The organism is Nonomuraea phyllanthi (genome assembly GCF_006334985.2).
Classification (GTDB): Bacteria; Actinomycetota; Actinomycetes; order Streptosporangiales; family Streptosporangiaceae; genus Nonomuraea; species Nonomuraea phyllanthi.
The window spans coordinates 371982-397067 of sequence record NZ_VDLX02000005.1; the positions used below are offsets into that span (position 1 = coordinate 371982).

Sequence of the window (25086 nt, forward strand, 5' to 3'; positions counted from 1 at the left end):
CGTGCGGCCGGGAGGGTTACTGGGTCTGGTCGGTGGGGCGGATGAGGATCTCGTTCACCGCGACGTGCTCGGGCTGGGTCAGCGCGTACACGACGGCGTCGGCGATGTCCCCCGGCTGCAGGGTGCGCATGGAGGCGGCCAGCCGCCGCGCGGTGTCCCGCATCGTGGGGTCGGTGATGTGGCCGGTCAGTTCGGTGGCGACGAAGCCGGGCTCGACGACCACGACCCGCACCCCCTGGGCGGTGACCTCCTGTCGCAGCGCCTCGGAGAAGGCGGTGACCCCGAACTTGGTCGCGGCGTACACGCCGTTGCCCGCCGAGGCGATCCGGCCCGAGGTCGAGGAGACCTGCACGACGGCGCCCTTGCGCTCCAGCAGGTACGGCAGCGCCGCGTGAACGGTGTACATCGATCCGAGCAGGTTCGTCTCGACCATCCGCGTCCACTCGGAGACGTCCGCGCCCGCGATCGGGCCGGGGAGCATCACCCCGGCGTTGTTCACCAGGATGTCCAGGCCGCCGAAGCGCTCGACGGTCCGCCCGACCGCGGCGCGTACGGACTCCTGGTCGGTCACGTCCAGGTCGAGGGCGAGCATCTCGCCGGGCGCCTTGCCGGCCAGGGCCTCCAGCCGCTCGGAGCGCCGGGCCCCGGCCGCGACCCTGGCCCCCTCCGCCGACAGGGCCAGTGCGGTGGCCTCGCCGATGCCCGACGACGCCCCGGTGATGAGAACGACCTTGCCGTCCAGCGTGTTGCTCATGATTCTTCCTTTTCCGCAGGGAGCCGATGCGGCGGCCCACGAAAGCGGACCGCCCGGTCACCTTGAGGCTAGCACCGAACCGGACCGGCTGGTCACCTTGGGGGGTAGACTGGCGGGCGGAAGGGAGACCCATGACGGAGACGACGTCCGCCGGCCCCTCGCGCAGCGACGCGGTGCGCAACCGCCGGCTCCTGCTGGACGCCGCGGCCGAAGCCTTCGCCGAGTGCGGCGCGGACGTGTCCATCGGCGAGATCGCCCAGCGCGCCGGGGTGGGCAAGGGGACGGTCTTCCGCCACTTCTCCTCCAAGGAGGAGCTCCTGGCGGCGATCGTGCTCGGCATGCTCGACGAGCTCATCGAGACCGCCACGAAGCTGCTCACGGCCGGCGACCCCGGCGCGGCGCTGCGCGAGTTCATGGCCGCCGGCGTGCGGAGCTTCGTCAGGGACCGGGCCTTCTGCGAGGTCGTCGGCCGCCCGTCCGTGCGCCACCCGCAGGTGCGCGAGGCGATCGACCGGCTGTGCGACGTCGTCGAGGAGCTCACCGCCCGCGCCCGCCAGGAGGGCGCCGCCCGCCCCGACCTCACCGGCACCGACGTCGTCCTGCTGCTGAGCGGCATCCAGCACACGGCGGCGCCGCTGCTGGCCGCCGAGCCGCAGGCGTGGCACCGCTACCTCGACCTGGTCCTCGACGGCGTCGCCGCCTCCACGGGCCGGAGCCTGCCGTACCCGCCGCCACGCCACCTGTCCCTCACGGACCTGAACCCCGGCGAGCGCTGATCCCCGCCACGTGGTGAGCCGCCCGTCCCCGGCAGATCGCCGACGTCGCGGTGCCGGGCGGGCGACCTTCGATGCCGCGGGGGAAGAGCGTGCGGCTTCGACCGCTTGTGCGTGATCCTTATGGGGTTCATGGGTCTATGATCAATTTCGGAGGCGTCTGGGAGCCTGGTGGCCCTCCTGGTCTTCAAAACCAGTGGCGCCGAGTATCTCGGCGCGGCGGGTTCGATTCCCGTCCGCCTCCGCTGATCGGCGAAGCGGGGGATGGTCGCGAGTGGATCGACGCAGTGCTGTGCCGCGTACCGACGTCATGCTCAGCGACCCCCGGCTGGCCGCCGCGCAGGAGACGCTCGGCCGCGTCCTGGTCAAGGCCGCGGTGGCGAGTGCCCAGCAACGGGTCCGCGACGGCCTGGCCGAACCCGGCGCCGCCGTGGACGCCGCGCTCGCCCTCCTGCCCGCGACCGCCGGCGGCCTCAAGGGCGTCGTCAACGCCACGGGCGTGATCGTGCACACCAACCTGGGCAGGGCGCCGCTCTCGCCCGCCGCCGTAGCGGCGGTCGCCGCGGCCGCCGGCTACACCGACGTCGAGTTCGACCTGTCCGGCGGGCGGCGCGCCCGCCGCGGCCGCACGGCCCTGGCCGCCCTGGCGCAGGCGGTCCCCGAGGCGGGGGCCGTGCACGTGGTCAACAACAACGCGGCCGCCCTCGTGCTGGCCGCCACCGTGCTGGCGCCGGGCAAGGAGATCGTCATCAGCCGCGGCGAGCTGGTGGAGATCGGCGACGGGTTCCGCCTGCCCGAGCTGCTGGAGTCGGCCGGCAGCCGGCTCCGCGAGGTCGGCACCACCAACCGGACCGCCCTGCGCGACTACCAGGACGCCTGCGGCCCCGGCACCGGCTTCATCCTCAAGGTGCACCCGTCCAACTACCGGATCGAGGGATTCACCTCCGAGGTCCCGATCGAGCGGCTCACCACGATCGGGCCGCCCGTGGTGGCCGACATCGGCTCCGGGCTGCTGCGCCCCGACCCGCTGCTGCCCGGCGAGCCGGACGCGGCCGGCGCGCTGCTCCAAGGAGCGGCCCTGGTCACAGCCAGCGGCGACAAGCTCCTCGGAGGCCCGCAGGCCGGCCTGCTGCTCGGCGACGAGCACCTCGTCGAACGGCTGCGCCGCCACCCCCTGGCCCGCGCGCTGCGCGTGGACAAGCTCACCCTGGCCGCGCTCGAAGCGACCCTGCGCGGCCCCCTGCCGCCGGTGCACCGCTCGCTCCACGCGAACGTCACCGAGCTCACGCGGCGCGCCGAACGCCTCGCGCGCCGGCTCGGCGACCGCGCGGAGGCGGTGGCGACCATCGCCAGGGTCGGCGGCGGGGGCGCGCCAGGAGTGGAGCTGCCCAGCGCGGGAATCGCCGTGCACGAGAGCCTGGCCGCACGGCTGCGCTCCTACGACCCGCCCGTGGTCGGCCGGATCACGGGCGGGCGGCTGGTGCTCGACCTGCGCGCGGTCGAGCCCGGCCAGGACGACGTCATCGCCGCGGCCGTGGAACGCGCGTGCACGTGATCGCGACCGCCGGTCACGTCGACCACGGCAAGTCGACGCTGGTCCGCGCGCTGACCGGGATGGAGCCCGACCGCTGGGCGGAGGAGCGCCGCCGCGGCATGACCATCGACCTCGGCTTCGCCTGGACCACGCTCCGGTCGGGCGAGCGGATCGCGTTCGTCGACGTCCCCGGCCACGAGCGGTTCATCACCAACATGCTGGCCGGGGTGGGGCCGTGCCCGGCGGTCATGTTCGTCGTCGCCGCCGACGCCGGCTGGCAGGCCCAGTCGGCCGAGCACCTGGCCGCGCTCGACGCCCTCGGCGTACGGCACGGCCTGGCGGTCATCACCCGCTCCGACCTCGCCGACCCCGAGCCCGCCCGCGAGCAGGTCCGCCGCCGGCTCCGGGGAACCGGGCTGGCGGGCATCGACACCGTCGCCGTCAGCGGGCGGACCCGGCGAGGGCTCGGCGACCTGGAGGCGGCCCTGGCCCGGCTCGCCGCCGCGCTTCCCCCATCAGGAACGGAGGCCGCCGTCCGGCTCTGGATCGACCGGATCTTCACCGTCAAAGGCGCCGGGACCGTGGTCACCGGCACCCTCACCGGGGGAACGCTCCGCGTCGGCGACGAACTCGACGCCGGCCCGCGCCGCGTGCGGATCCGCGGCCTGCAGACCCTCGGCGAGCAGGCGGAACAGGTCCGCGCGACCGCCCGCGTCGCCGTCAACCTGCGCGGCGCCGACCGCGGCGACCTGTCGCGGGGCATGGCGCTGGTGACGCCCGGAGCCTGGCTGCCGGCCCAGGTCATCGACGTACGGCTGGACGCGGGCATGAACCATCGGGGGGACGCGGTCCTGCACATCGGGTCGGCCGCCGTACCCGTACGGCTGCGCTTCCTGGGCGCCGACACCGCCAGGCTCACCCTCGGCCGCGCCCTGCCGCTCCGGACGGGGGACCGGGGCCTGCTTCGCGACCCCGGCAGGCGGGAGATCGTCGCCGGGCTCCGCGTGCTGGACGTCCGTCCCCCCGCGCTGCGGCGCCGGGGCGCCGCGGCGGCCAGGGCGGCCGCGCTCGCCGCGGTGGACCTGCCCGACTCCGCCGCCCTGCTGCGCTGGCACGGCCTGCTGACGGGCGGCGAGCTCACCGCGATGGGCTGCCCGCCCGCCGGCCGGCCCGTGACCGGCGACTGGTACGCCGATCCTGAGCACTGGTCGTCGCTGGCCCGCCGCCTCGCCGACCACGTCTCGCGGCGGCCCGCCCTCGACCCGGGGATCACCGTTGAGGCCGCCGCCCAGTTGCTCGGCCTGCCCGACCGGCGGCTCGCCGAGGCGCTCGTGACGCCGCCGCTGGCCGTCGAGAGCGGGCGGATCCTGCCCGCCGGCAGGTCGCTGCCTCCGGCGATCGCCGCGGCCGTCGCGGAACTGGCCGGCGACCTCGCCGAGCACCCCTTCAGCGCCCCCACCGCCGAACGCCTGGACGAGCTCGGCCTCACCGGCAGGACGCTCGCGGCGGCGCTGCGCTCCGGCGCGCTGACCTCGGTCGGCAAGAACATCGTCCTGCTGCCCGACGCGCTGGACGAGGCCGCGCGGAGGCTAGCGCGGCTTCCCTCGCCCTTCACCGTCAGCCAGGCGCGGCTCGCCCTGGACACCAGCCGAAGGGTCGCCCTCCCCCTCCTGGAGTGTCTCGACGCCCGCGGCGTCACCCGGCGGACCGGCGACGGCCTGCGGGTCTGCCGCCCGCCCGGCTGACCTCGGTCGGCCTCGCCCTGGGGCGTCTACAGCCGCACCACGAAGCACCCCGAGCTGTCCCCGATCGTGACCGTGATGCGCACGGTCCCCTCCAAGGGGAGCATGATGCTGCCCGGGTACATGGGTTCGGGCAGAGGCTTGCCGTCGTCGTCGAGCGGCGTGGCGGTCGCCGCCTTGTCACGCACGTAGTACGCCACCGTGCCCGAGTTCACGTGATCGACCTTGATGAGCGCGTCCGCCGCCCCCCGGTACGGATCCTGGGCCACCCACAGCTTGGCCACGCCGCCCCGCTGCCCCTTCATCGTCTGCCCGAAGGGCCCCGCGCGTACGCCGCCCGCCGTGGCGCCCTTGTCGCCCGCGCCGCCGGTGTCCACGCAGGGCACCCCGTCCTTCGGCGTGGCGGGCGGCGTGACCGGACTGGTCCAGGACATCACCTTCACCGCCTCCCGAGGGGGCGGCGCGGACGCCGAGCAGGCCGTTTGACTCGCAGTGAGAACGACGGACAAGGCCAACGCGAATCGCATTCTCTTTCCCATTGATCGAAGTATGACGCTCGCCTATGATCACGTCCATGCACTTAGCCGATTTGGTCGGTGTGGGCTGCGGACTGCTGGCGGCCCTATTCGTGGCAAGTGGTATCCCCAAAATCAGGCGTCCCTTCGAACTCGCGATCGCACTCGTCCGCTTCGGCATTGTCAAGCGCGTACGACCCGCCCTCGGCCGGCTGCTCGGGGTCGTCGAGGTCGCCGTCGGCATCGCCGTCGCCCTCAGCCCCGCCCTGCTTCCCGCCTCGGTCGCCGCGCTCCTCCTCCTCGCCGCGTTCACGGCGGTGATCGTCCGCTCGCTCGCGGCGGGCCAGAACGTGGAGTGCGCCTGTTTCGGCACCGGAGAAAAGACGTCGTGGGCCACCGTCGCCAGAAACGGCGTCCTGATCGGCGTGGCGCTGTTCGTCGCGGTCGCGGGAGAAACCCCCACGGCCGATCAGAGAATTATCGGAATCCTCATCGGAACAGTATTGACCTGCGGCTATTTACTGCTGTCCACACTCGCGGTCGTAAAACCCTTCAGCGCCGGACTCGACCCCCAGGAGCGGTGACGTGGGATACACCGGCTTGACCATCGTGGCGCTCGTCTGGCTCGTTCTCCTCGGCTTCGGTCTCCTGGTCGTCCGGCGCGAGCTGTCGATCCTCCAGAGCCGCGTGGCGGCCAGCGGCAACGCCCCCGCCGACGGCCTGGCCATCGGCGCCATCGCCCCCCATTTCCCCGGCGTGCGCCGCGACGACGTGATCTTGTTCTTCTTCGGCGACTGCGCGCCCTGCCACGAACTCGCCGAAGAAGTGGCGGCCTCGGCCGATCCCCAGCAGTACGCCTGCGTGGTCAGCGACGGCACCCTGCCCGGTTCGTCCGCGAGCGTCCGGCAACTCCTGCCGGACGACGCGCGAGCCATCGCCGGCGAGGAGGCCGCCGCCATCAGGCAGCGGTACAAGATCCGCTCCGGCCCCTTCGGCGTGTCGGTCTCCGGCGGCCTGGTCGTGGCCAAGGGCGTCCTGCGCAACGTCGGCGACCTGGAACACCTCCGGCACATCACCTACGGCACAACCCCCTCTCTCGCCGACCGCTGAAAGAGAGCCCCATGGGTCACCTCGCCGGAAAACCGCTGTTCAGAACGGCCCTGGCCCTGCCCCTCGCCATGCTCGGCGTACTCGCCTGGCAGGGGGCCGGGCTGGAGCCATGGGCGCTGCTCGTCACGGCGGCGCTGATCGTGGGCCTCGCGCAGCAGACCCTCCCTTGAGGCCCGAACGTGATCATCATGATCACGCGCGCCCGCGTGTCCGGGTGCTTCGGTTCGTCCCTCGTGGCCGGCGCCGTTCTCGTGTCGTCCGCGATCGGCTCCGCCGTGCTCGCCGGAGCCGCCTTCGGCCTGCTCGGCGCGGCCCTGGAGCCGGCGTCACGGGCGCTGCTCGCCGGAGCGGCCGCGGCCGTCATCGTCGTGGGCGCGATCCTGCGGCCGGTGCCGTGGCAACTCGACCGCGAGACCGACACCGCCTGGCTGACCTACCAGGACTGGCGCACCGCCGCCTACAACGGCTTCGCGCTCGGGCTCGGCTTCACCACCCGCATCGGGTTCTGGCTGTTCTACCTCGTCCCGCTGACGGCCTTCGTGGTGGCCGACCCGCTCCTCGCCGCCCTCGGGTACGCCGCCTTCGCGCTGAGCAGGGTCGGTATGTCGGCACTGCTCGCGGCGCTGGACGTCTGGATCCCCGGCGGGATCGAGCGTGCCCGGTTCATCGCCGACCCGCTGGCCGTGATCGCCCTGGGCGCCCTGTTCGCCGTGGTCGTTCCCTGGCCATGACCCCTCAGGCCATCGCTGCGCGAAAGCAGCGACCAACAGAAAGGAAGCAGTGATGGAGGAAGGAACGAACCGGCGCGCCCTGTTCGGCGGGCTCTTCCGGGAAAGGTCCGGCGACTCGCCGCTGCCGCCGGCCGGCGCCCCCGTGGGGGTGCTCGTCACAGGCTCGGGCCGGGACGTCACCGTCCGCGGCTACGGCAACTCGGTCTCGCGCTTCGCGGACCAGCCCGTCGCCGCACAGGCCGAGGAACTCCCGTACGGCTGGACCCTCAGGCCGGGAGACCTCGTCCTGCTCGACGAGCCGACCCCCGGCACGAAGGTCGCCGTCGTCCTGCACCGCACGGTCACCGGCAAGGTCACGAAGGTCGCCCCCGACAGCATCACCGTCGGCGGGCAGACCTGCCGCCTCGACCCGAGAACCGTCCACTACGAAGGACAGTCCGGAGAGCCGTCGGCCAAGCCCCTGGCCGAGCCGCTGGCGCCCGGGGACTACGTCACCCTCGAATGCTTCGACAACCGGGTGGAGGGCACCCTGACCGTCCACTTCATGCGGCGGACCGGGCGCGCCTGATGGATCGCGTCCTCGCCGTACTGGTCGTGGCGGCGTGCGTCGTCCTCACGATCGCCTTCCTCGCCTGCCTACGAGGCATCGCCGAGCTGCGGCTGCGCCTCACCGGGCGCGGCGTCGACCCGTCGACCCAGCTCATCATCGGAAGGAGCCTGCCCGAACTGCTCGTCCGGCTCATCCCGGACCCGGCCGCGGACGCGCTGGTCGTCTTCATGTCCAGCACCTGCGGGACGTGTCACGGCCTGGCGTCCGAGATGGACAAGCTGGCGGGACGGCAGGTGGTGGCCTGCGTGCTCGGCGACGACAGCGCCGAACTCGTCTCGATGCTGCCGCCCGACGTGACGGTCATCCAAGGAGGGCAGGCCGCGGCCGTGGACAAGGAATTGCCCATGGCCATGTGGCCGAGTGCCATCCTGCAGCGCGACGGCTTCATGGTGGCCGTCGCGATGGGCGGCGACGCCAACAGCGCCGCCGCGCTCGAGAAGTTGTGGGAGCAGAGGCTGCCCGTACCGGAGGAGAGCCAAGCATGATCGTCGAACAGGCACAGAAGACGCGGCTGTCGAGGAGCAAGTTCCTCGCCGCAGCCGGGGCGACGCTCGTCGGCGTCGCCACCAAGGCGTGGTTCCCCGGACGGGCGGAAGCGGCCCCGGCCGGCTGCTACGGAGCTCCCACCTGCAGCTGCTGCAACGCCACCCGGTGCTGTTCGAGCGGCTGCTCGAACGCCTACGCCTGCAGCGGCAACCACTGCTGGACGAGCTGCGCCTACCTCGGCAGCTCGCTGTCCCGCTTCGACTGCTGCGACTTCTACCAGAGCGGCTCGCTGTGCATCTGCCGCGTCAACTACCGAGCCTGCACCTGAGGCTCGGCGAGTGCGGCGGGTCCGCCCCGCCGCACTCCACCGGAGGACATCCGGCACGAGGAACGCGCCAGACGCCGCCGGTCCACGCGGCGGCGACCGCCACCGTGGCGCAGTCCCCGCAACGGTGACGCAAGCGTGGTGCGGAGCTTCGCGAACCCGCCCCCGCCACGCTGTCGATGCGACCCACCAGGGCGCCGCGCCCGGTCGTACGTCCGGGATGGACGCCGCACGAAGCCGCTACCTGTGCCTCTCCTCCAGCGCTGTGCCCCCTTCTCGGCCTCGGCGCGGTACGGCGGACAAGCGGGCCGCGACGTCCGCGATCGCCTGACATGACCGCTGCTTCTCGCGCTCCCGAAGACGGACAGGCGGGAGAGGACGAGCCATGGCACGATCGGGATGACGTGGCGCCGATGTTCCCGGAAAGCCGGTTCCCGGAGAAGCCGATGCCGCTGGTGAAGGAGGACGCGTGACACAGGCACGAGTACTGGTGATCGGTCTCGATCCCGCCAAGCTCCAGGGCTGGGACCCCGAGCCGATCCAGGCGGCGATAGCGCGTGGCCGGGCCCGCTTCGACGATCACGGCATCGAGGCCGACTGGTGCGAGGTGGCACCGGACGAGAACCCCGAAGAGGCGATCGTGGAGGCGCTGACCGGCGGCCGTTACGCCTGCGTGGTGATCGGAGGCGGCATCCGCAAGCACGAGCCGCTGCTCGAACTCTTCGAGAAGGCGGTCAACCTGGTGCGGCGGCACGCCCCCGACGCGGCCATCGCCTTCAACAGCAGCCCCGAGGACTGCGCCGACGCCGCGCTGCGATGGCTGTGACCGCGTACGTCTCCCCGGCGACAGGCACGCCCGACGCCCGGAGAGCGCGGGCGTAGCGGCGAGCGGCCCCGGTTCCTCGGGCGATGCAACCCCACGCCGACCAGACCGGGCACCCCCGAGTGGGGGTGAAGAATGATCACGGTCCGGGAGGCGGTCCCGGGTCTCGGTGCGGTGAAGATGCGGCGTGCCCCGGCATCCGCTGGACGACCACACCGTCGAGCCGCTGGCGGCGTTGAGCGCCGTGGCGAGCGAGGGCACGAGCCGGAAGCGGGCGGTGTGGTGCTGGACGGCCGCCTTGCCGACTGACGAAACAGCGTTCGCCCTGGACGCGTCCGGCCGGAGGCATCGGTGAACACCTACAAGACGGCGGCCGTCAGGACCCCGCTGTGGCGCGGTCGCGGTGGGCGCGGATCTCGTCGTGGTGGTCGGAGGCCCAGCCGATCAGCTGTTTGACGATGTCGAGCAGGCCGCGGCCGAGGGGAGTGAGGGTGTACTCCACGCGCGGCGGGACCTCCGCGTAGGCCGTGCGGGTGATCAGCCCGTCCTGCTGAAGCTGGCGCAGGGTGTGGCTGAGCATGCGCTGGGAGATGCCGGGGACATCGCGCTGCAGGTCGGTGTAGCGCAGGGAGCCGTCCTCCAGGATCGCGATGATCAGCATGCTCCACTTGTCGCCGACCCGGTCCAGGATCTGGCGGATGAAGGCCATCTGGTCGGCCGGGATCGCCGCGCAGGGCCCCCGGCTCGCGGCGGCCGCCGATCCCCCTGCGTGCTCCATGACGCACATTCCTCTCCGTGACGCACAGTGATGTGCCTTTTGTAGGCCTCTCCATACTGTCCTATCTTGACGTTACGCACAAATAGTAGGAATTGGAGGGGGCGCCATGAGGGTCGAGATCTGGTCCGAGGTGACCTGCCCCTGGTGCGGGCTGGGTGGTCATCGCCTGCAGCGAGCCGTCGAGCGGTTCGAGCACGGCGAGCACGTGGAGGTGGCCGATCCGCTCGGCAGCGGCTTCCCAGAGGGCTCCGTCTTCACCGTCCGTGACGCTCTGCAAGGTCGAGACCTCGCCCCGGCGGATCGAAGCGCCGGCCGGTACGGTGTCGCCGGCGCGCAGGACAGCGACGGCCTGCTGCAGCTCCTGCGCAGAGCCTGGGACGAGACCCACCCGGTCACCCCCGCCCCCAGCGGCCCCGGCGGCTGAGCCGTCTCCTCCGCAACCTCCTGATCCCATACTCCATGGAAAGTGAACTGATCATGCCTACTCTCGCCATCGTCGGCGCCGGCCCCGGCATGGGCCTGGCCATCGCCCGCACCTTCGGCTCCCAGGGCTACAACGTCGCTCTCATCGCCCGCAACCGGGCCAAGCTCGACGACCTCGCCGGCCGGCTCGCCGCGGAGGGCATCACCGCCGCCGCGTTCCCGGCGGACGTGCTCGACCACGACGCGCTGGCCCAGGCCCTCAAGGACGCCGCCACGCTCTTCGGCGGCATCGACGTCCTGGAGCACTCCCCGGCCCCGAGCATCGACTCGATCGCGCTCGCCTCCCCGTCCCAGACCAGCCCGTCCGACGTGCAGGGCCTGATCGACCTGCTGCTCTACAGCGCCATCACCGCCACGCAGGCCGTCCTCCCCGCGATGCGTGAGACCGGCGCGGGCACCCTGCTCTACACCAACGGAGGCGGCTCGGTCGACCCCCACCCGATGCTCGGCAACGTCAACGCCGCCCAGGCGGCGCTGCGCAACTGGGTGCTCAACCTGCACAAGGAGCTGGCCGGCACCGGTATCCACGCCGCGCACGTCGCCATCGGCGTGTGGATCGGCGCGGGCGGCCCTCCCGGAGCCCCGACCGCGGAGGCCGAGGAGATCGCCCCGGTCTACTGGGACCTGCACACCCGACGCGACGAAGCCGAGCGCGTCTTCACGGTCTGAGGGCTCCCGGCTCTCCCTATGGAATCCTGATCCGCCACGCCGGCACCCCCGCGCCTATCAGGCCGGCGCGTCCACGCCCACGTCCGGACTCCGGCGTGGCGGAGGGCGGGAACTAGGAGTTGTCGAGGGCGGCGGTCAGGTCGTCGCCGACGACGTAGATGACCGATCGGACCACCTGTTCCGGCTGCGCGCCGGCCGCCCGGAGCGCGGCGAGCGCGTTGGCGACCTCCTGGTCCACCTGGGCCAGGAGGTCGCCTTCGCCCGCCAGCTTCCCGGTCACGTCCAGCGGGCACTGCCCGGCCAGGAAGGCCAGCCGTCCGGCGTCGACCACGGTGACGTGGCTGTAGCCGGGCGTCGCGTGCAGGCTCTCGGGGTTGAACCGGGAGATCGTCATGCGGCTCATTGTCTCGCAGGCGCCTTCCGCCGGCGCCCGGGGGCGACGGGCCGGGGTCAGCGGGGGCGGCGTAGCCCTGCGATGAGGAGGTCGACCATGCGGCGGGCGTCGTAGTGGGGGTCGCTCTCCGCGCCGATGCACAGGTTGCCGACGCCGCGCATGAGCTCATGGGGCGGCACGCCGGAGCATATCTCGCCGGATGAGGTCGCGGCGTCGAGCAGCCGGCCGCAGACGGGCACGAGCCGGTCGAGGAAGTACGCGTGCAGCGTGTCGAAGCCCGCGTTGTCGGAGCGGAGCACGGCGGCGAGCCCGTGCTTGGTGACCAGGAAGTCGACGAAGAGGCTGATCCACTGCCGCAGCGCGGCGTAGGGGGTCGCGCCGGACTCCAGCAGGGCCGGGCCGGCCTCGGCGCAGGCCTCGACCTGGTGCCGGTAGACGGCGATGATGAGGTCCGCCCGGGTCGGGAAGTGGCGGTAGATCGTGGCCGTCCCGACGCCGGCCCTGGCCGCGATGTCGCGTATCGGTGCCTCCACGCCCGAGGCGACGAAGACCGCGGCGGCCGCGTCGAGCAGGGTCTTCTCGTTGCGCCGGGCGTCGGCCCGCTTGGGCCGGGCGTCGGTCTGCTCGGGTCGGGCGTCGGCCTGCCTGGGCCGGGCGCCGGCCTTCTCCGGCCGGGCCGCCTGCCCCGCACTCCGGTCGCTGTCGTCCACCGCGCTGCTTCCCCTCCACCGATGAGCCGCTTCCCCATGACGAGCTTGCTAACCGGGACACTGTCCCGTATCGTCAAACGGGACAGGGTTCCGTTTGGCTCATGATGCCAGACCAGGACCCCGGCGACCAAGCCACGCCGTGCCACCGCGCACCGCGGGCCGTCCCGCCGACCCCACCCAGACTCCGAACGAAGGCACGTCCATGTCCTCCTCGACCATCACGCAACCACCCACCACGATCGTCTCCGCGAGGCCGGTCGTCCTGCCCGCCCCCGACCGCGGCGAGGACCTCCAGGTACGGGTCTCCGCTCCCGTGACCGGCGACGGCCTGCCCGTCGTCGTCTTCTCGCACGGCTTCGGCCAGTCGATGGACGCCTACGCCCCGCTCGCCGACCACTGGGCCGCCCACGGCTTCGCCGTCCTGCAGCCCACCCACCTCGACTCGCGGACGCTCGCCCTGCCCGCCGACGACCCCCGTACGCCACGCATCTGGCGCTTCCGCGTCGAGGACCTCAAGCGCGTCCTCGACGAGCTCGACCTGCTGGAGGCTTCCCTGCCGGGCCTCAAGGGACGCCTCGACCGCGACCGCGTCGCCGTCGCCGGCCACTCCTGGGGAGCCCAGACCGCGAGCACGCTGCTCGGCGCGCGCGTCCTCGACGCCGACGGCGTGCCAGGGGAGGACATGACCGACCCCCGGGTCAAGGCCGGCGTGCTGCTCGCCCTGCCCGGCCGGGGCGACGACCTGACGCCGTTCGCGGCCGAGCATTTCTCCTTCATGCGGCCGTCGTTCGACGACATGACCGCGCCCGCCCTCATCGTCGCCGGGGACCAGGACCGGTCCGCACTGTCCACCCGGGGGCCGGACTGGTTCACCGACCCCTACCTCCTCAGCCCGGGCAGCAAGAGCCTGCTCACGCTGTCGGGGGCGGAGCACTCGCTCGGCGGCATCTCCGGGTACGGGGCCGCCGAGACGACCGACGAGAGCCCCGAGCGCGTCACCCTGCTCCAGCACCTCACCTGGGCGTATCTGCGTACCGCCCTCGATCCGCGGGACACGAGCTGGCAGGCGGCGCGCTCCGCGCTGGAGGAGGACCCTCGCGGGCTCGGAAAGCTGCAGAGCAAGGAGCCGGGCCCGCGGAGCGGAATGTCCGGCTGATGTCCTCGGGGAGCCCTGGAAATCCGCCGCCGGCGACCTAGCATTTACAGGGCTCACGACAGAATGGGGGACACCCGGTGGACACCATCAGCCGAACCGAACTCGCCGAGATGATCGAGGCCGGGACGGTCGTGGTCGTCGACGCGCTGCCGGCCGCCCCGTACGCGAACCGGCACCTGCCCGGCGCGGTCAACCTGACCATCGAGGACATCGCCGACGCCGGCCAGGTGCTGCCCGACCGTACGGCCGCGATCGTCACCTACTCCACCGACTCCGCGTGCGGCCGCGGCCCCGAGCTGGCCCGGGCCCTCACCGGCGCGGGTTACGCGAACGTCCGCAACTACGCCGAGGGGATCGCCGGCTGGGCGGCCGCCGGCCTGCCGCTGGAAACGGGTGGCTGACGTACGAGGGAGCGAGGGTCCGGCCGGCCCGGTCGCCGAGGACCTGCTCGACTACTCCGGACAAGGAGACACCGGAGGCCGGCCGGCGGTCGCGGGGATGCGGGCCGACAGCTCGAAACGGTCCTCGCCCGCGGGCCCCGCCGCGAGCACGCCGCCGAGCGCGGCGACCCGGGCGGACATGTTGCGGATGCCGCTGCCCGCCTGATCGGCGTCGGCGGGCCGGGCCGCAGCCCCGTCGTTGGCGATCCGCAGCCGCACCCCGTCCCGGCCGCCCGCGACGGTGATCTCGCAGTGCCTGCCCCTGCTGTGCCGCAGCACGTTGGTGACGCCCTCGCGGAGCACCATGGCGAGCACGGTGCCGGTCTCGGCGGGCAGGTCGCCCTCCGTCCGTACGTCCATCCGCACGTCGAGCCCCGCGGCTTCCAGGAGCGAGCGCGTGGTCCGGCACTCCTCGTCGAGGGACATCCGCGGCCGGCCGCTGGTCACCGAGCGGACGTCGGCCAGGGCGTGCCGCGAGATCTCCAGCGCTTCGGCCAGCACGGTACGGGCCCGATCCGGATCGCGCGCGATCAGCCGGTGGGCCAGGTCGCACTTCAGCGTGATGGCCGAAAGGCTCAGCCCCAGCAGGTCGTGCACATCCTGGGCCCACCGCAGCCGCGCCTCGGCCAGCGCGAGCTCCGCGAGCTCGTCGCGCGCGGCCCGCAGCCGGCGTACCGAGCGCGCCATCCACGTCAGTCCGTACGTGATCAGGCCCAGATCCGCGGCGACGAGCATCTGGCCGAAGTCCGCGGGCAGGTCGCCGCCGAACGCGGCCTCCGCCCCCGCCATGGAGGCCATGACCGCGGCGAACACGCTCCAGCCGATGGCCGGTCGCAGCACCAGCAGCGCGCTGCCGGCCACGAAGCCGTGCATCCCCGTCCACGGCTGCTGGTACAGCAGCGTCGGCGCGTACACCAGAACGGCCTGCAGGGCGAGCAGCAGGTACGCCGCCGGCGGGCCCGGCCGGGCGGCCGGCCGGCTGAAGTAGCCCAGTTGCAGCGCCAGCGCGGCCAGCATGCATCCGGTGGCCAGGGAGATCTCCGCGACATCGCGGGTCCCGTCGAACTGGCGTAACACCCCCTGGAGGAAGAGCCCGGCGAAGACGGCCACGACCAGGCTGTCGGCCGGCCCGGTCGCGACGCGCGAGGTCGACGGCCCGGCCTCGGGCGAGGAAGAGGGGGAGGTCACCCGGTACTCCCTGGCGATCGAGCGCACGTCGGCCAGCATCCGCTGCGCGATCTCCAGGATCTCCGAGAGCTCCTGCCCGGCCCGGTCCGGGTTCGGCCGCAGCAGCCGCAGGGTCACCTGTCCCTTGAGGGCGATCGCCGACAGGTTCAGGCCGAGCAGGTCGTGCAGGCTCCGGGCGAAGCGCAGCCGCTCATGGGTCACCGCGCTGTTCGCCAGCTCGTCGCGGGCCTCGTACAGCGCTGTGACCAGCCGGGCCAGCCGGGTCAGGCCGTAGACGTACAGGCCGGCCGTCACCGAGTTCACGAAGATGTAGGTGATGTCGAGCGGCACGCCGGTGACGACGTACTGCGCGACCGCCGTGCCGGTCACCACGGCGCCGAACAGGGGCCAGGCCACCCGCGGCCTGAAGACCAGCAGCACGCTGCCGGCCAGGAACGGGGGCTGGCTGACCCACACCTGCCCGTACCAGAGCAGCGGCAGGTAGACCAGGCACGCCTGGGCGGCGAGCGCGAGATGGGCGGTGCGCGTGCGCAGGTTCCTGCCCGGCCGGGAGAAGTAGAAGAACTGCAGGCCCAGCAGGCCGGACAGGAGAGCGGCGGCCAGCGCGATCTCGCCGGCGTCATGCCCCAGGCCGGGCATGAGCAGCAGCGCGACCCCGGCGAAACCGCAGAACACGGCGGCGATGATCGCCCTGGCCAGCGTCGGCGCGATCAGCGGCGAGGTCGCCTCTGGTTCGCGGCCCCGCCGTGCGGAGTCGTGGCCGCCGCCGCGAGACCTACCCCGGGGGAGGATCCGGCGGGCCGATGAGCCGCTCACCACGGACGACCCTCCGGATCGCGTCGATGAGTACGTCGGCGGGGCCGCCCTTGGCCAGGAACGCCGACGCCCCGGCGGCCACCGCGCGGTGCAGGTTCGCCGGCCCGGCGAGCCCCGTGAGGATCACGGTACGGCAGGCGGGCAAGCGCCGGCGCAGCTCGGCGGCGGCGGTGAGCCCGTCCACGTGCGGCAGGTCGATGTCGAGCACCGCCACGTCGGGACAGTGCTGGAGCGCGGCGGGGACGATCCGGTCGCCGGACGCCAGCTCGGCCACGACCTCGAGGTCGTCCTCCAGTTCGAGCAGGGCGACCAGCGTGTCGCGTACGACGTCGGCGTCCTCGGCGATCAGCACGCGGGTCACCGGCGTCTCGCGTGGCGCGGCCGGCCGGGTTTCCGGGTGGCCGCGCGGAATCGTGCTGCCCATGCCTCAGCTTCGGTCCACCGGAAGGTCCGCCGCCAGTGCGACCGGACACGACTTCACCGTGCACAATGCACCTCGAGGATCGTGCGGATTGCCGGCAGGCGTCGCGCCCCTTCTGCGTGCCCACAGCTTCGAGACCGATTCTCACCCACGCGAAAGCGCCCGGCCAGGACAGCGGCCGGACATTCTCCGGACATCGAACGGCACCGGAGCCCCAAGCGGGCGCCGGCCGGATCGGCCGGCGGCCCGCGCGGTCAGGACTCCGGTGCGCGCACCGCTTTCACGACTGCGCGCTCACCACCTCGGCGGGCTCCGCCGGGGCGCCGGACGGCTCCGGGCGCCGGCCGCCGGCCCGGACCCGGCGGAACACCATGCCGGCGGCGAGGGCGGCGGCCACGCCCAGCAGCACCAGCAGCAGGGCCACGATCGTCGGGCCCCAGGGCCAGGCGCTGCCGGTGAGCTCGACGTCGAGCACCGGGTACTCCAGCGTCTTGGCGGCGAACCGGGCGGTCTGCACGTCGTAGGTGCGGGCGATGTCGCGCAGCACCGGGGTGAAGGCGAACTCCTCGGTGGTGTGGAGATACTCGGGCCGCAGCCCCCCGGCGCCCGGCGTGTGGCTGCGGGCGGCCTCCAGGCCGGGCACGAGCAGCCGGTCGAGTTCGCCGGCGGCCTGCGCGAGCGTCAGGCGGGGGACGAACGTCAGGCCGTGCTCGGAGCGGATCGGGCGGTCGCCGACCGCGATCGTGCGCCCGACCACGGACTGCTCGGTGTACGACATGAACGGGGAGGCGAGCTCCAGCTCGCCGACCCCGTCGGTGAGCCGCACGCCGATGTCCGTGGGTCCGGTCTGGTAGGAGGAGTTGAGCGCGGCGACCACGTCCGACGGCTCCAGGTGGGCGGCGGGCATGCGGGCGGGGACGCCGGGGGAGTAGTGGCGCCAGTGCACGGCCTCGGCCGCCGCGCGGGCGGTGCCGGTGTCGGCCAGCCGCTCGACGACGCGGAGGGCGCCGTCGATGCCGGACAGCACGCCGCCGGTGGTGATCACGTCGCCGTCTTCGACGTAGCGCACGCCGCTCGTCCAGTGGACCTGGGGGAAGTCCGCGCGCAGCCCGGACAGCCGCAGCCAGTGCGAGGTGGCGTTCCGGCCGTCCAGCAGCCCGCTCGCGGCGAACGCGCGGGCGCCGTTGCAGACGCTGACCATCACCGCGCCGGCCGCCGACTGCTGCCGCAGCCAGGCGTTCATGGCGTCGAACTCGGCCGGTTCGGGGGTCTGCAGGGCGGGGATGATCACGGCGTCCGGGGCGTCGCCCTCGCCCAGCAGCCGCCCCAGCTCGTCGAAGGTCAGGTCGGGCACGATGTCCAGGCCGCCGGTCAGCGGGACCAGCCGGGGGCCGGCCGAGACGACGTAGGCGTTGAAGCGGCCGGTGCTCGCCAGCACCTCGTACGGCCCGAGCAGGTCGGCCGCGTTGGCGCCCTTGCCGCCGACCAGGAGGGCCACGGTCGGCTTGGCCGGGTCGTGGGCCCTCGCCAGCGGCCGGACCGAGACGGCGTCCGGGCGCGCCCGGTACATGTCGCCGAACCTGCCGACGGTGTTGACCGCGGAGACCGCGCCCGGGACCAGCAGCGCGACCAGCACGACGGCCGCCGTCCTGACCCACTTCCACCGGATGCGGAAGCGGTGGTGATGGTGGAGATACTCGTCGCGCCGCCTGAGCATGGCCACCGCCATGAGGACGAACATCAGCAGGTGGCCGAGCGACATCACCAGGTGACCCGGTAACACGCCGAACCAGTAGGGGACGAGCAGGACGACGAACGGCAGGACCATCGCCAGGCTCATCTCCGCGATGGCGGCCCGGCTGTGGCGGCGGACGGCCATCCACACGGCCATGCCGATGGTCATGTCGGCGGCCATGACGAGGACGGCGACGTCGGTCCGGGTGATCTCGGGCAGGACCGCGCTCCACACCATGCCGAGCAGCAGCATGCCGAGCCCCATCGCGATGACCATCTCGATGTAGTGCCAGACGAACCGGCCGACCGTGCCGATCCTGCCGGGTCGTGTCCCGTGAACTGTCATGGCGGACTCCCTTACGCGTATGACGTGCCGTCGAGCCGTCGCCGCGACCGCTCCGGGCGCCGCGCGCGTGCCGGTGCGGGCGGGTCTCGTGCCCGATGAGGCGCGGGTCTGTCTCTGCCACCGAGTGTGGGCCGGTCGGGGCGTACGCAACCAGTGCTTGGAGCGCGAGCCCGCCATGGGAATCGCACCCGCGCGGATGTGCAACTTGCACGTCCGGGACGCGCGGGGGCGTCGCGTCGTGGTGTTAGGTTGAGGGCGCCCGGCAGCGACCGACGATCCTGTACGGATCGGCGCCGGGTCCCTGTGGCAGCGCCGGGAGGAAGAAACGGATGGTCCGGGTTCTGATCGCCGAGGACATGCGCATCCTGCGCGACACGCTGGCGGCCCTGCTCAACCTGGAAGACGATCTCGACGTGGTGGCCGAGCTGGGATCCGGCGACGAGATCGTGCCCGCCGCGCTCCGGCACCGCCCCGACGTCGCGGTTCTGGACATCGACCTGCCCGGCACCGACGGCCTGACCGCCGCGGCCCAGCTGCACCAGGCTCTTCCGGCATGCCGGACCCTGATCTTGACGGGTCTGGGCAGGCCCGGCACGTTACGCCGCGCCCTCGCCGCGCACGCGTCCGGGTTCGTGGTCAAGGACGCGCCCTCGCAGCAGCTGGTCGACGCCGTCCGGCGGGTGGCCGCCGGCGAGCGGGTGATCGACGCCGCGCTGGCGGTGGCCACGCTGGAGGCCTCCGACAACCCGCTCTCGCCCCGGGAGACCGAGGTGCTCAAGCGCCACGCCGGCGGCGCCTCGGCGGCCGAGATCGCCACCGCCATGCAGCTGTCGTACGGGACCGTGCGCAACTACCTGGCCTCGGCCGTGACGAAGCTGGGGGCGCGCAACCGCGTGGACGCCGCGCGCATCGCTGACGAGGCGGGCTGGCTGTAGGCCCGGGTAGGGTCCGCGGCATCCGCCGGGTTCAGGCGTCCAGCAGCGTGCGGATCTCCTCGGCCTCGGGGCCGGCGAGGCCGGTGAGCAGGTCCAGGGCCTCGTGCCAGCGGCGTACGGCCGCGCGGGGGTCGCCGGTGTCGCGGTGCGCGCAGCCGAGGATCCGCAGGGCCCGCGCTTCCCCCAGGCGGTGGCCGGAGCGCCGGTGGAGCTCGACGGCCTGCTGGGCGTGGGCGAGTGCCTGGTCGTGGTGGCCGAGCCGGTGGTGGGCGGCGGCCATGGTGATGTGGGCGCCGCCTTGCAGGATGCGCAGCCCGGTTCGAGCGGCGATGTCCTGCGCGTGGTGAGCGCGGTCGAGAGCCTGGTGAGGCCGGTCGAGGGCGAGGCGGACGTCGGCCAGCCCGAGCCCGGCGCGCACCTTGTTGATCGGGCTGGCGATCCGCTCCGCCAGCTTGAACGACTGCCGATACTGCGCGTCGGCGTCATGGGCGTGGCCGAGGCGCAGCTGGATGCTGGCCAGGACGGCACGCACCCAGGCCTCGGTGGAGGGGTCGCCGATCTCGCGGGCCAGCCGCAGCGCCTCGCGCGCCGTGGCCAGCGCCTCCTCCGGATGGCCCGCGTCGCGGTCGACCTCCGCCAGGCAGCGCAGGAAGTAGGCCTGGGGGAAGCGGATGCCCAGCTCCTGGTGGAGCCCCAGGGCGCTGGTGAGGTGCCGGCGGGCGGTGCCCAGGCGGCCCAGCTTGTGGTCGACCTCGCCCAGGGCGCCCAGCGCCGTGGCCTCCCCGAGCCGTGAGCCGATCCGCCGGTAGATCTCGAGCGCCTGGGCCTGGTGAGCGGCGGCCTCGTGCAGCCGGCCCAGCTCCCGCTCCACCAGGCCGAGGTCGGTCAGGCTGTCGGCCTGCCCTTCCACGGAGCCGTTCAGGCGGTACAGCGCCGCCGCCTGGGCGAGCTGGTGGGCGGCGTGCTGGGGGTCGCCCTGCGTCAGAGCCACTGTGGCGAGGCCGGCCAGGGCGGCGGCCTGGCCGTCCGTCCACCCGGCCTGGCGGGCCAGGGTGAGCGCGGTGGTGTGATGCCGGAGGGCCGGCTGCTGACGACCGGCGGCCCGGTTGGCCTGGCCGAGGTTGAGGTGGCCGGTGACCTGCGCGCGCACGTCGCCGGCGGCGGTGGCGGCGTCGAGTCCGGCCTGGGCGATCAGCTGCCACTCCACGGTGGGGCGCCAGTCCCAGAAGTACGTACGCAGCGCGTCGCCCACGAGCCAGGCGGCCGGGTGGGGGCCGTGGTCGGCGGCGTACCGGGTGGCGGCGACCAGGTTGGCCAGCTCGGCCTCGAGCCACGCCACGGCCTGCGAGCTGCCGGAGAACGCCGCCGGGGAGGCGGTGGCGGCTCCCGGCGGGAGGGGCAGGCGCACGGCCTTCGGGTACAGCAGGTTCGCGGCGGCGTCGACGCCGCCGAGGTACCAGCCGAGCAGCCGTTCCAGGGCGGCTTCGCATGCGGCGGGCCCGTCGTGCAGGTGGGCGCGCTCGCGGGCGTACGCCTTCAGCAGGTCGTGCATGGCGTACCGGTCGCGGCCGCGCGGCTGCACCAGATGCGCCTCCGCCAGCGCCTCCAGCGCCCGCTTCGCATCGCCCACCCCGATGCCGGCCAGCGAAGCGGCCGCGGCGGCGCACACGCTCGGCCCCGGCACCAGCCCCAGCAACCGGTAGAGCAGCCGCCGGCCGGGGTCGAGGCGGTGGTAGGAGTGGTCGAACGCCACCCGCACCGCGGCCTGCGGATCGTGGGCCACCGTCAGCCCGGTCAGGCGGTCACCGGCGCGCAACTCCGTCAGATATCCGGCGATCGGCTGCTGCGGGCGGCCGGCGAGGTTGGCCGCGGCGATCCGCAGCGCCAGCGGCAGGTGGCCGCACGCCTGGGCCAGCGCGGTCACCGCCGCCGGCTCGGCCGCGACCCGCCGCGGCCCGAGGATGTGCTCCAGCAGCGCCTCCGCCTCCTGGGCGTCCAGCACCTCCAGCGTCAGCCGGCGGGCGTCGTGGGTGGCCACCAGCCCGGTCAGCCGATCCCTGCTGGTGATCATCACCATGCATCCCGCGGCGCCCGGCAGCAGCGGGCGTACCTGCTCGGTGCTGTGGGCGTTGTCCAGCACCACCAGCACCCGCTTGCCCGCGAGCATCGACCGGTAGAGCCCGGCCGCCTCCTGCTGCTCCACCGGCACCTGATCGGGCGAGACACCCAGGGCGCGCAGCAGCGTGGCCAGTGCCTGCATCGGTGACAGCGGCGGGCCGGGCGCGTACCCCTGCAGGTTCACGTACAGCTGCCCGTCGGGGAAGCGGCCGGCCAGGCGGTGGGCGGCGTGCACCGCCAGCGCGGTCTTGCCCACCCCGCCCATGCCGTCGATCGCGGTGATCACCAGCGCGTCCCCGGCACGCGCCTCGTCCACCAGGGCCAGCTCCCGCGCCCGCCCCACGAACACCGCCACATCGGCCGGCAGCTGCCGCGGCACCACCCCCGCCGGACCCGGACCCGGACCCGGACGCGGACGTCGCGGGGCCGGGCTCGCCGCGCGCGCCAGCAACGACACCTCCGCGGCGTCCAGGCCCAGCGCCTCGGCCAGCGAGCGCACCGACGAACTGCGGGGCCGCTGTAACTCGCCCGTCTCCAACCGGCGCACGGTCCGCGCGTTGAGCCCCGCCAGCGCCGCCAGCTGCTCCTGCGTCAGCAGTGCCCGCTCGCGCCAGGCCCGCACCAGCGCCCCGACCGCCACTGCCCCCTGCACCGCGGGATCCCCCTGGCCGGCGACGCGCGCTATCGGTGGCATGAGCACTCCTCCCCACGTTCATGCCAGGCCGAGACTACGCCACAACCGCTCGGCGACTGCCCGGCCGCACCTACGAGCCCGCGCGGACCCAGTCATGATTCTCGCGCACGACGGTGAACCCGGCCGACCGATAGAGCGCCACCGCGGCCTCATTCGAGGACCGTGTCACGACGGCGACCGCGCTCGCACCCCGGCGGGCGAGAGCCGCGCACACGCCCAGCACGGCATCGCGACCGTAGCCGTGCCCGCGATGGTCCGGATGGGCGCCGACGGGTTCGAGCAGCCCGCACCTGCCCGCGCCCGCGAACCATCCGGTCGCGGCGGCCGCCGGCTCGCCCGCGGGCGTGCGCACGAGAGCCTCCACGGCGAGCTCGCCCGCCGGTGACCGCTTCATCGCGTGCCAGCGCTCGACGGTGAACGTGGACGCGGCGAAGGCGGAGCGCTGCACCAGCACCCGGTCGGCCGCGTCGGCCTCGTCGACCGGCTCGGCCCGGCTCGACACCGGTCGCGGGGTCCACGACAGAGCGAGCCAGGGCTCGTCCCGATCGAGCGTCCACCCGGGCACGGGCAGGCCGTCGGTCCGGTCGTTGCCGCGTTGGAGCAGCTCCCCGGCATCGGCCGCGAGCGCCCCGAGATCGGCTCCGGGCGCGGCGGTCACGCGCAGCACCGGCCCGTCGAGGAAGCCGGCCGCCACCGGCGCCCCCTCATCGGTCCACAGGAAGACGGTCGCGTCGTCGAACCGTAGGTACCACCCCACGTCGCCGGGATGCAGGCCGCCGCCTGGGACGTCGGCGGGCGTCCACTCCGACAGCGCGCGCAGCGCCGGGCCGGTCTCGTCGGGGGCCAGGTGGTGCCGCGCGAGCGAGCTCATGGACGGCAGGCTACGCAGCGACGCCACGGTGGCTCAAAGGCTTTTCGCCCGGCGCGCGCACGTCTCAGCCGCGCCTGCCGTAGAGGTGGAGGTCGAGCGGCGCGCACACCCCGGCGATGACCGCGGTCGCGACGAGCGACCAGGTGACGGCGCCGGTTCCGGCGCCGCCGTTCATGAGTTCCCTGGCCGCGGTCGCGACGTGGCTGAGCGGGTTGACCTCGACGACGGCCTGGAGCCAGCCGGGCATGGTGCTGGGCTGGACGAAGATGTTGCTGGCGAACGACAGCGGCATCAGCACGAGGTTGGCGATGCTGATGACGACGCCCTGGTCGGGAACGAGCAGGGCCACCGCGGCCCACAGCAGGGACAGGGAGAGCCCGAAGGCGACGACCAGGGCCACCGCGGCGAGCACGCCCGGCGCGCCGCCCTCGGGGCGGTAGCCCATGGCCAGCCCGAGGAGCACCACCATGGCGGAGGCGAACAGGTAGCGGGCGGCGTCGCTGAGCAGGCCGCCGAGCACGAAGGCGCCGCGCCAGACGGACAGGGAGCGGAAGCGGTCGAAGGCTCCGGTGGTCACGTCCTTGGCGAGCCGGGCGCCGCCGTACATGGTGACGATGGCGATGCTCATGCTCAGCGTGCCGGGCAGGAGCATCGTCAGGTAGTCGCCGGGGGAGCCGCCGAGCGCGCCGCCGAACAGGTAGGTGAACAGCACGGTGAACAGGATCGGGATGGCGATCGAGTCCACGAGCTGTTTGGGGTCGTGCTTGATCTTGAGCATGGCTCGCCGGCCGAAGGTCGCGGAGGCGGCGAGCGCCCCGGCGCGGCGGCGTGGCGGGCTCGCGGCGAGCAGGAGGTCGATCCGGTCGGTCCGCTCCGCGGCGGGACGGGTGATGGCGGCCGGGGTGCTCATGCGTTCACGTCCTCGTGGTCGGTGGGGGCCGGACCGGCGGGGTGGCCGGTCAGGGCGAGGAAGGCCTCGTCCAGGCTGGGCTGCCCGAGCGTGACCTCGGCGACGGCCACCCGGGCCTCGGCGAGCATGGTCATGGCCTGCCCGACCAGCCGTCCGACGTCCGTGGCGTCGGCCGGGGCCGGGAGCAGCACGGACAGGGTGAGTGGGTCGGCGGCGGGCCGGACCGTCCCGTCCAGGGCGCCGGCCAGCACCTGGCGCGCCCGCGGCCGCTGCTCGCCGTCGAGCAGCCGGACGTGCAGGGTGCCCGAGCCGACCCGGGACTTGAGCTGGGCGCTGGTGCCCTCGGCCACGATCCGGCCGTGGTCGATGACCGCGATCTGCTCGGCGAGCTGGTCGGCCTCCTCGAGGTACTGGGTGGTGAGCAGCACCGTGGTGCCGGCCTCGGCGATGCGGCGGACCAGCTCCCACACCTGGTTACGGCTGCGCGGGTCCAGCCCGGTGGTCGGCTCGTCGAGGAACAGCAGGTCGGGAGTCACGATCAGGCCGGCCGCGATGTCGAGCCGGCGGCGCATCCCGCCCGAGTAGCCGCCCACCGGGCGGCCGGCCGCGCCGGCCAGCTCGAAGGCGTCGAGCAGGTCGTCCGCACGCCGCCTGACGGCGGCGCCGGACAGGCCGTGCAGGCGGCCGAGGATGCTCAGGTTCTCGTATCCGGTCAGGTCGTCGTCCAGGGCGGCGAACTGCCCGGTCACGGCCGACCTGGCCCGGATCGCGTCCCGCTCGCCGATCAGGTCGTGGCCGAGGACGCGGGCGGTGCCGCCGTCAGGCCTGGTCAGGGTGGCCAGGATGCGGATCGTGGTGGTCTTGCCCGCCCCGTTGGGACCGAGGAACCCGAACACCTGGCCGCGCCGGACCGTGAGGTCGATCCCGTCCAGCGCGCGGTTCTCGCCGTAGACCTTGACCAGGCCGTACGCCTCGATCGCCGGATGATCCCGGCCCATGCTGTTCTTTGACATGGCGTAA

General features: G+C 73.5%; 29 protein-coding genes and 1 tRNA gene. 18 read left to right on the plus strand and 12 right to left on the minus strand.

The features are described from left to right. Positions 1 to 16: 16 nt before the first annotated feature. A complete protein-coding gene (locus FH608_RS16055; RefSeq protein WP_193318445.1) occupies positions 17 to 754 on the minus strand; it encodes an SDR family NAD(P)-dependent oxidoreductase in 738 nt (245 codons plus the stop codon). A 131-nt stretch (positions 755 to 885) separates the two neighbouring features. Between FH608_RS16055 and FH608_RS16060 the strand changes: the two genes are divergently transcribed. The 4 genes from FH608_RS16060 (at position 886) to selB (ending at position 4806) form a co-directional block, all read left to right on the plus strand. Next, positions 886 to 1530, plus strand: coding sequence for a TetR/AcrR family transcriptional regulator (locus FH608_RS16060; protein ID WP_193318446.1), 645 nt, complete (start codon positions 886 to 888; stop codon positions 1528 to 1530). A gap of 149 nt (positions 1531 to 1679) precedes the next feature. Further along, positions 1680 to 1773: transfer RNA gene (locus FH608_RS16065), tRNA-Sec, on the plus strand. A 28-nt stretch (positions 1774 to 1801) separates the two neighbouring features. Further along, positions 1802 to 3082 carry an L-seryl-tRNA(Sec) selenium transferase gene (gene selA / locus FH608_RS16070; RefSeq protein WP_226899578.1) on the plus strand — a complete coding sequence of 427 codons (1281 nt, stop codon included), beginning with the start codon at positions 1802 to 1804 and terminating at the stop codon, positions 3080 to 3082. Further along, positions 3073 to 4806, plus strand: coding sequence for a selenocysteine-specific translation elongation factor (gene selB, locus FH608_RS16075; protein WP_139631289.1), 1734 nt, complete (start codon positions 3073 to 3075; stop codon positions 4804 to 4806). Before selA ends, selB begins: the two co-directional genes overlap by 10 nt. Positions 4807 to 4832: 26 nt before the next feature. Here selB and FH608_RS16080 read toward each other — a convergent pair whose 3' ends face one another. Further along, positions 4833 to 5237: a hypothetical protein gene (locus FH608_RS16080; protein WP_139631290.1), complete on the minus strand. Its 405-nt coding sequence runs from the start codon at positions 5235 to 5237 to the stop codon at positions 4833 to 4835. A 140-nt stretch (positions 5238 to 5377) separates the two neighbouring features. Here FH608_RS16080 and FH608_RS16085 point away from each other — a divergent pair, with 140 nt between their 5' ends. The 9 genes from FH608_RS16085 (at position 5378) to FH608_RS51490 (ending at position 9758) form a co-directional block, all read left to right on the plus strand. Beyond that, the gene (locus FH608_RS16085) at positions 5378 to 5902 is read left to right on the plus strand and encodes a MauE/DoxX family redox-associated membrane protein (RefSeq protein ID WP_193318447.1); all 525 of its coding nucleotides are present in this window, start codon (positions 5378 to 5380) and stop codon (positions 5900 to 5902) included. A 1-nt stretch (position 5903) separates the two neighbouring features. After that, complete coding sequence (locus tag FH608_RS16090) at positions 5904 to 6428, plus strand: hypothetical protein (RefSeq protein ID WP_139631292.1); 525 nt, start codon at positions 5904 to 5906, stop codon at positions 6426 to 6428. An 11-nt stretch (positions 6429 to 6439) separates the two neighbouring features. Next, positions 6440 to 6598 (plus strand): hypothetical protein, encoded by a 159-nt coding sequence (locus tag FH608_RS51485; RefSeq protein ID WP_193318448.1) that lies wholly within the window; start codon positions 6440 to 6442, stop codon positions 6596 to 6598. An 18-nt stretch (positions 6599 to 6616) separates the two neighbouring features. After that, positions 6617 to 7159 (plus strand): hypothetical protein, encoded by a 543-nt coding sequence (locus tag FH608_RS16095; RefSeq protein WP_139631293.1) that lies wholly within the window; start codon positions 6617 to 6619, stop codon positions 7157 to 7159. 52 nt (positions 7160 to 7211) lie between these two features. After that, positions 7212 to 7727, plus strand: coding sequence for a DUF5666 domain-containing protein (locus FH608_RS16100; protein WP_139631294.1), 516 nt, complete (start codon positions 7212 to 7214; stop codon positions 7725 to 7727). Further along, positions 7727 to 8254: a hypothetical protein gene (locus FH608_RS16105; protein ID WP_139631295.1), complete on the plus strand. Its 528-nt coding sequence runs from the start codon at positions 7727 to 7729 to the stop codon at positions 8252 to 8254. Before FH608_RS16100 ends, FH608_RS16105 begins: the two co-directional genes overlap by 1 nt. Next, complete coding sequence (locus tag FH608_RS16110) at positions 8251 to 8583, plus strand: hypothetical protein (RefSeq protein WP_139631296.1); 333 nt, start codon at positions 8251 to 8253, stop codon at positions 8581 to 8583. Before FH608_RS16105 ends, FH608_RS16110 begins: the two co-directional genes overlap by 4 nt. Positions 8584 to 9049: 466 nt before the next feature. After that, positions 9050 to 9406 (plus strand): hypothetical protein, encoded by a 357-nt coding sequence (locus tag FH608_RS16115; RefSeq protein ID WP_139631297.1) that lies wholly within the window; start codon positions 9050 to 9052, stop codon positions 9404 to 9406. Positions 9407 to 9590: 184 nt separating this feature from the next. Further along, positions 9591 to 9758 (plus strand): hypothetical protein, encoded by a 168-nt coding sequence (locus FH608_RS51490; protein ID WP_193318449.1) that lies wholly within the window; start codon positions 9591 to 9593, stop codon positions 9756 to 9758. Between the two features lie 21 nt (positions 9759 to 9779). On the opposite strand, the gene FH608_RS16120 is transcribed toward FH608_RS51490, so the two are convergent. Further along, on the minus strand, positions 9780 to 10181 hold the full coding sequence (locus FH608_RS16120; RefSeq protein ID WP_139631298.1) for a winged helix-turn-helix transcriptional regulator: 402 nt from the start codon (positions 10179 to 10181) through the stop codon (positions 9780 to 9782). Between the two features lie 106 nt (positions 10182 to 10287). Here FH608_RS16120 and FH608_RS16125 point away from each other — a divergent pair, with 106 nt between their 5' ends. Both FH608_RS16125 and FH608_RS16130 read left to right on the plus strand, forming a co-directional pair. Then, positions 10288 to 10605 (plus strand): hypothetical protein, encoded by a 318-nt coding sequence (locus tag FH608_RS16125; protein WP_139631299.1) that lies wholly within the window; start codon positions 10288 to 10290, stop codon positions 10603 to 10605. Between the two features lie 53 nt (positions 10606 to 10658). Beyond that, on the plus strand, positions 10659 to 11333 hold the full coding sequence (locus FH608_RS16130; RefSeq protein ID WP_139631300.1) for an SDR family NAD(P)-dependent oxidoreductase: 675 nt from the start codon (positions 10659 to 10661) through the stop codon (positions 11331 to 11333). A 112-nt stretch (positions 11334 to 11445) separates the two neighbouring features. On the opposite strand, the gene FH608_RS16135 is transcribed toward FH608_RS16130, so the two are convergent. Beyond that, entirely contained in the window at positions 11446 to 11727 is a 282-nt protein-coding gene (locus FH608_RS16135; protein WP_139631301.1) for a Rid family hydrolase, read from the minus strand. A gap of 56 nt (positions 11728 to 11783) precedes the next feature. After that, on the minus strand, positions 11784 to 12299 hold the full coding sequence (locus FH608_RS16140; protein ID WP_226899623.1) for a TetR/AcrR family transcriptional regulator: 516 nt from the start codon (positions 12297 to 12299) through the stop codon (positions 11784 to 11786). Between the two features lie 340 nt (positions 12300 to 12639). On the opposite strand from FH608_RS16140, the gene FH608_RS16145 reads away from it, so the two are divergent. Beyond that, positions 12640 to 13593, plus strand: coding sequence for an alpha/beta hydrolase family protein (locus FH608_RS16145; protein WP_139631303.1), 954 nt, complete (start codon positions 12640 to 12642; stop codon positions 13591 to 13593). A gap of 77 nt (positions 13594 to 13670) precedes the next feature. Continuing rightward, positions 13671 to 13994 (plus strand): rhodanese-like domain-containing protein, encoded by a 324-nt coding sequence (locus FH608_RS16150; protein ID WP_226899579.1) that lies wholly within the window; start codon positions 13671 to 13673, stop codon positions 13992 to 13994. A gap of 51 nt (positions 13995 to 14045) precedes the next feature. Here FH608_RS16150 and FH608_RS16155 read toward each other — a convergent pair whose 3' ends face one another. From FH608_RS16155 to FH608_RS16165, 3 genes are all read right to left on the minus strand, one after another. Then, on the minus strand, positions 14046 to 16037 hold the full coding sequence (locus FH608_RS16155; RefSeq protein WP_139631304.1) for a sensor histidine kinase: 1992 nt from the start codon (positions 16035 to 16037) through the stop codon (positions 14046 to 14048). Continuing rightward, complete coding sequence (locus FH608_RS16160; RefSeq protein WP_226899580.1) at positions 15997 to 16461, minus strand: response regulator; 465 nt, start codon at positions 16459 to 16461, stop codon at positions 15997 to 15999. Before FH608_RS16160 ends, FH608_RS16155 begins: the two co-directional genes overlap by 41 nt. Before the next feature lie 277 nt (positions 16462 to 16738). After that, positions 16739 to 18538, minus strand: coding sequence for a DJ-1/PfpI family protein (locus tag FH608_RS16165; protein ID WP_139631305.1), 1800 nt, complete (start codon positions 18536 to 18538; stop codon positions 16739 to 16741). Positions 18539 to 18867: 329 nt separating this feature from the next. Between FH608_RS16165 and FH608_RS16170 the strand changes: the two genes are divergently transcribed. After that, positions 18868 to 19473 (plus strand): response regulator transcription factor, encoded by a 606-nt coding sequence (locus tag FH608_RS16170; protein WP_139631306.1) that lies wholly within the window; start codon positions 18868 to 18870, stop codon positions 19471 to 19473. Positions 19474 to 19504: 31 nt separating this feature from the next. On the opposite strand, the gene FH608_RS16175 is transcribed toward FH608_RS16170, so the two are convergent. The 4 genes from FH608_RS16175 to FH608_RS16190 form a co-directional block, all read right to left on the minus strand. Next, positions 19505 to 22285, minus strand: a complete 2781-nt coding sequence (locus FH608_RS16175) for an ATP-binding protein (protein WP_139631307.1) — start codon at positions 22283 to 22285, stop codon at positions 19505 to 19507. A 70-nt stretch (positions 22286 to 22355) separates the two neighbouring features. Further along, on the minus strand, positions 22356 to 23156 hold the full coding sequence (locus tag FH608_RS16180; RefSeq protein WP_139631308.1) for a GNAT family N-acetyltransferase: 801 nt from the start codon (positions 23154 to 23156) through the stop codon (positions 22356 to 22358). 64 nt (positions 23157 to 23220) lie between these two features. Further along, positions 23221 to 24066 carry an ABC transporter permease gene (locus FH608_RS16185; protein ID WP_139631309.1) on the minus strand — a complete coding sequence of 282 codons (846 nt, stop codon included), beginning with the start codon at positions 24064 to 24066 and terminating at the stop codon, positions 23221 to 23223. Further along, positions 24063 to 25079 carry an ATP-binding cassette domain-containing protein gene (locus FH608_RS16190; RefSeq protein WP_139631310.1) on the minus strand — a complete coding sequence of 339 codons (1017 nt, stop codon included), beginning with the start codon at positions 25077 to 25079 and terminating at the stop codon, positions 24063 to 24065. Before FH608_RS16190 ends, FH608_RS16185 begins: the two co-directional genes overlap by 4 nt. Between the last annotated feature and the right edge of the window lie 7 nt (positions 25080 to 25086).

Coding starts and splice junctions, on each gene's coding strand:
- FH608_RS16055 (WP_193318445.1), bottom strand. CDS start 754: ATGAGCAACACGCTGGACGGCAAGGTCGTTCTCATCACCGGGGCGTCG.
- FH608_RS16060 (WP_193318446.1), top strand. CDS start 886: ATGACGGAGACGACGTCCGCCGGCCCCTCGCGCAGCGACGCGGTGCGC.
- FH608_RS16080 (WP_139631290.1), bottom strand. CDS start 5,237: ATGTCCTGGACCAGTCCGGTCACGCCGCCCGCCACGCCGAAGGACGGG.
- FH608_RS16085 (WP_193318447.1), top strand. CDS start 5,378: ATGCACTTAGCCGATTTGGTCGGTGTGGGCTGCGGACTGCTGGCGGCC.
- FH608_RS51485 (WP_193318448.1), top strand. CDS start 6,440: ATGGGTCACCTCGCCGGAAAACCGCTGTTCAGAACGGCCCTGGCCCTG.
- FH608_RS16095 (WP_139631293.1), top strand. CDS start 6,617: ATGATCACGCGCGCCCGCGTGTCCGGGTGCTTCGGTTCGTCCCTCGTG.
- FH608_RS16100 (WP_139631294.1), top strand. CDS start 7,212: ATGGAGGAAGGAACGAACCGGCGCGCCCTGTTCGGCGGGCTCTTCCGG.
- FH608_RS16105 (WP_139631295.1), top strand. CDS start 7,727: ATGGATCGCGTCCTCGCCGTACTGGTCGTGGCGGCGTGCGTCGTCCTC.
- FH608_RS16110 (WP_139631296.1), top strand. CDS start 8,251: ATGATCGTCGAACAGGCACAGAAGACGCGGCTGTCGAGGAGCAAGTTC.
- FH608_RS16120 (WP_139631298.1), bottom strand. CDS start 10,181: ATGGAGCACGCAGGGGGATCGGCGGCCGCCGCGAGCCGGGGGCCCTGC.
- FH608_RS16125 (WP_139631299.1), top strand. CDS start 10,288: ATGAGGGTCGAGATCTGGTCCGAGGTGACCTGCCCCTGGTGCGGGCTG.
- FH608_RS16130 (WP_139631300.1), top strand. CDS start 10,659: ATGCCTACTCTCGCCATCGTCGGCGCCGGCCCCGGCATGGGCCTGGCC.
- FH608_RS16135 (WP_139631301.1), bottom strand. CDS start 11,727: ATGACGATCTCCCGGTTCAACCCCGAGAGCCTGCACGCGACGCCCGGC.
- FH608_RS16145 (WP_139631303.1), top strand. CDS start 12,640: ATGTCCTCCTCGACCATCACGCAACCACCCACCACGATCGTCTCCGCG.
- FH608_RS16160 (WP_226899580.1), bottom strand. CDS start 16,461: ATGGGCAGCACGATTCCGCGCGGCCACCCGGAAACCCGGCCGGCCGCG.
- FH608_RS16165 (WP_139631305.1), bottom strand. CDS start 18,538: ATGACAGTTCACGGGACACGACCCGGCAGGATCGGCACGGTCGGCCGG.
- FH608_RS16170 (WP_139631306.1), top strand. CDS start 18,868: ATGGTCCGGGTTCTGATCGCCGAGGACATGCGCATCCTGCGCGACACG.
- FH608_RS16175 (WP_139631307.1), bottom strand. CDS start 22,285: ATGCCACCGATAGCGCGCGTCGCCGGCCAGGGGGATCCCGCGGTGCAG.
- FH608_RS16180 (WP_139631308.1), bottom strand. CDS start 23,156: ATGAGCTCGCTCGCGCGGCACCACCTGGCCCCCGACGAGACCGGCCCG.
- FH608_RS16185 (WP_139631309.1), bottom strand. CDS start 24,066: ATGAGCACCCCGGCCGCCATCACCCGTCCCGCCGCGGAGCGGACCGAC.
- FH608_RS16190 (WP_139631310.1), bottom strand. CDS start 25,079: ATGTCAAAGAACAGCATGGGCCGGGATCATCCGGCGATCGAGGCGTAC.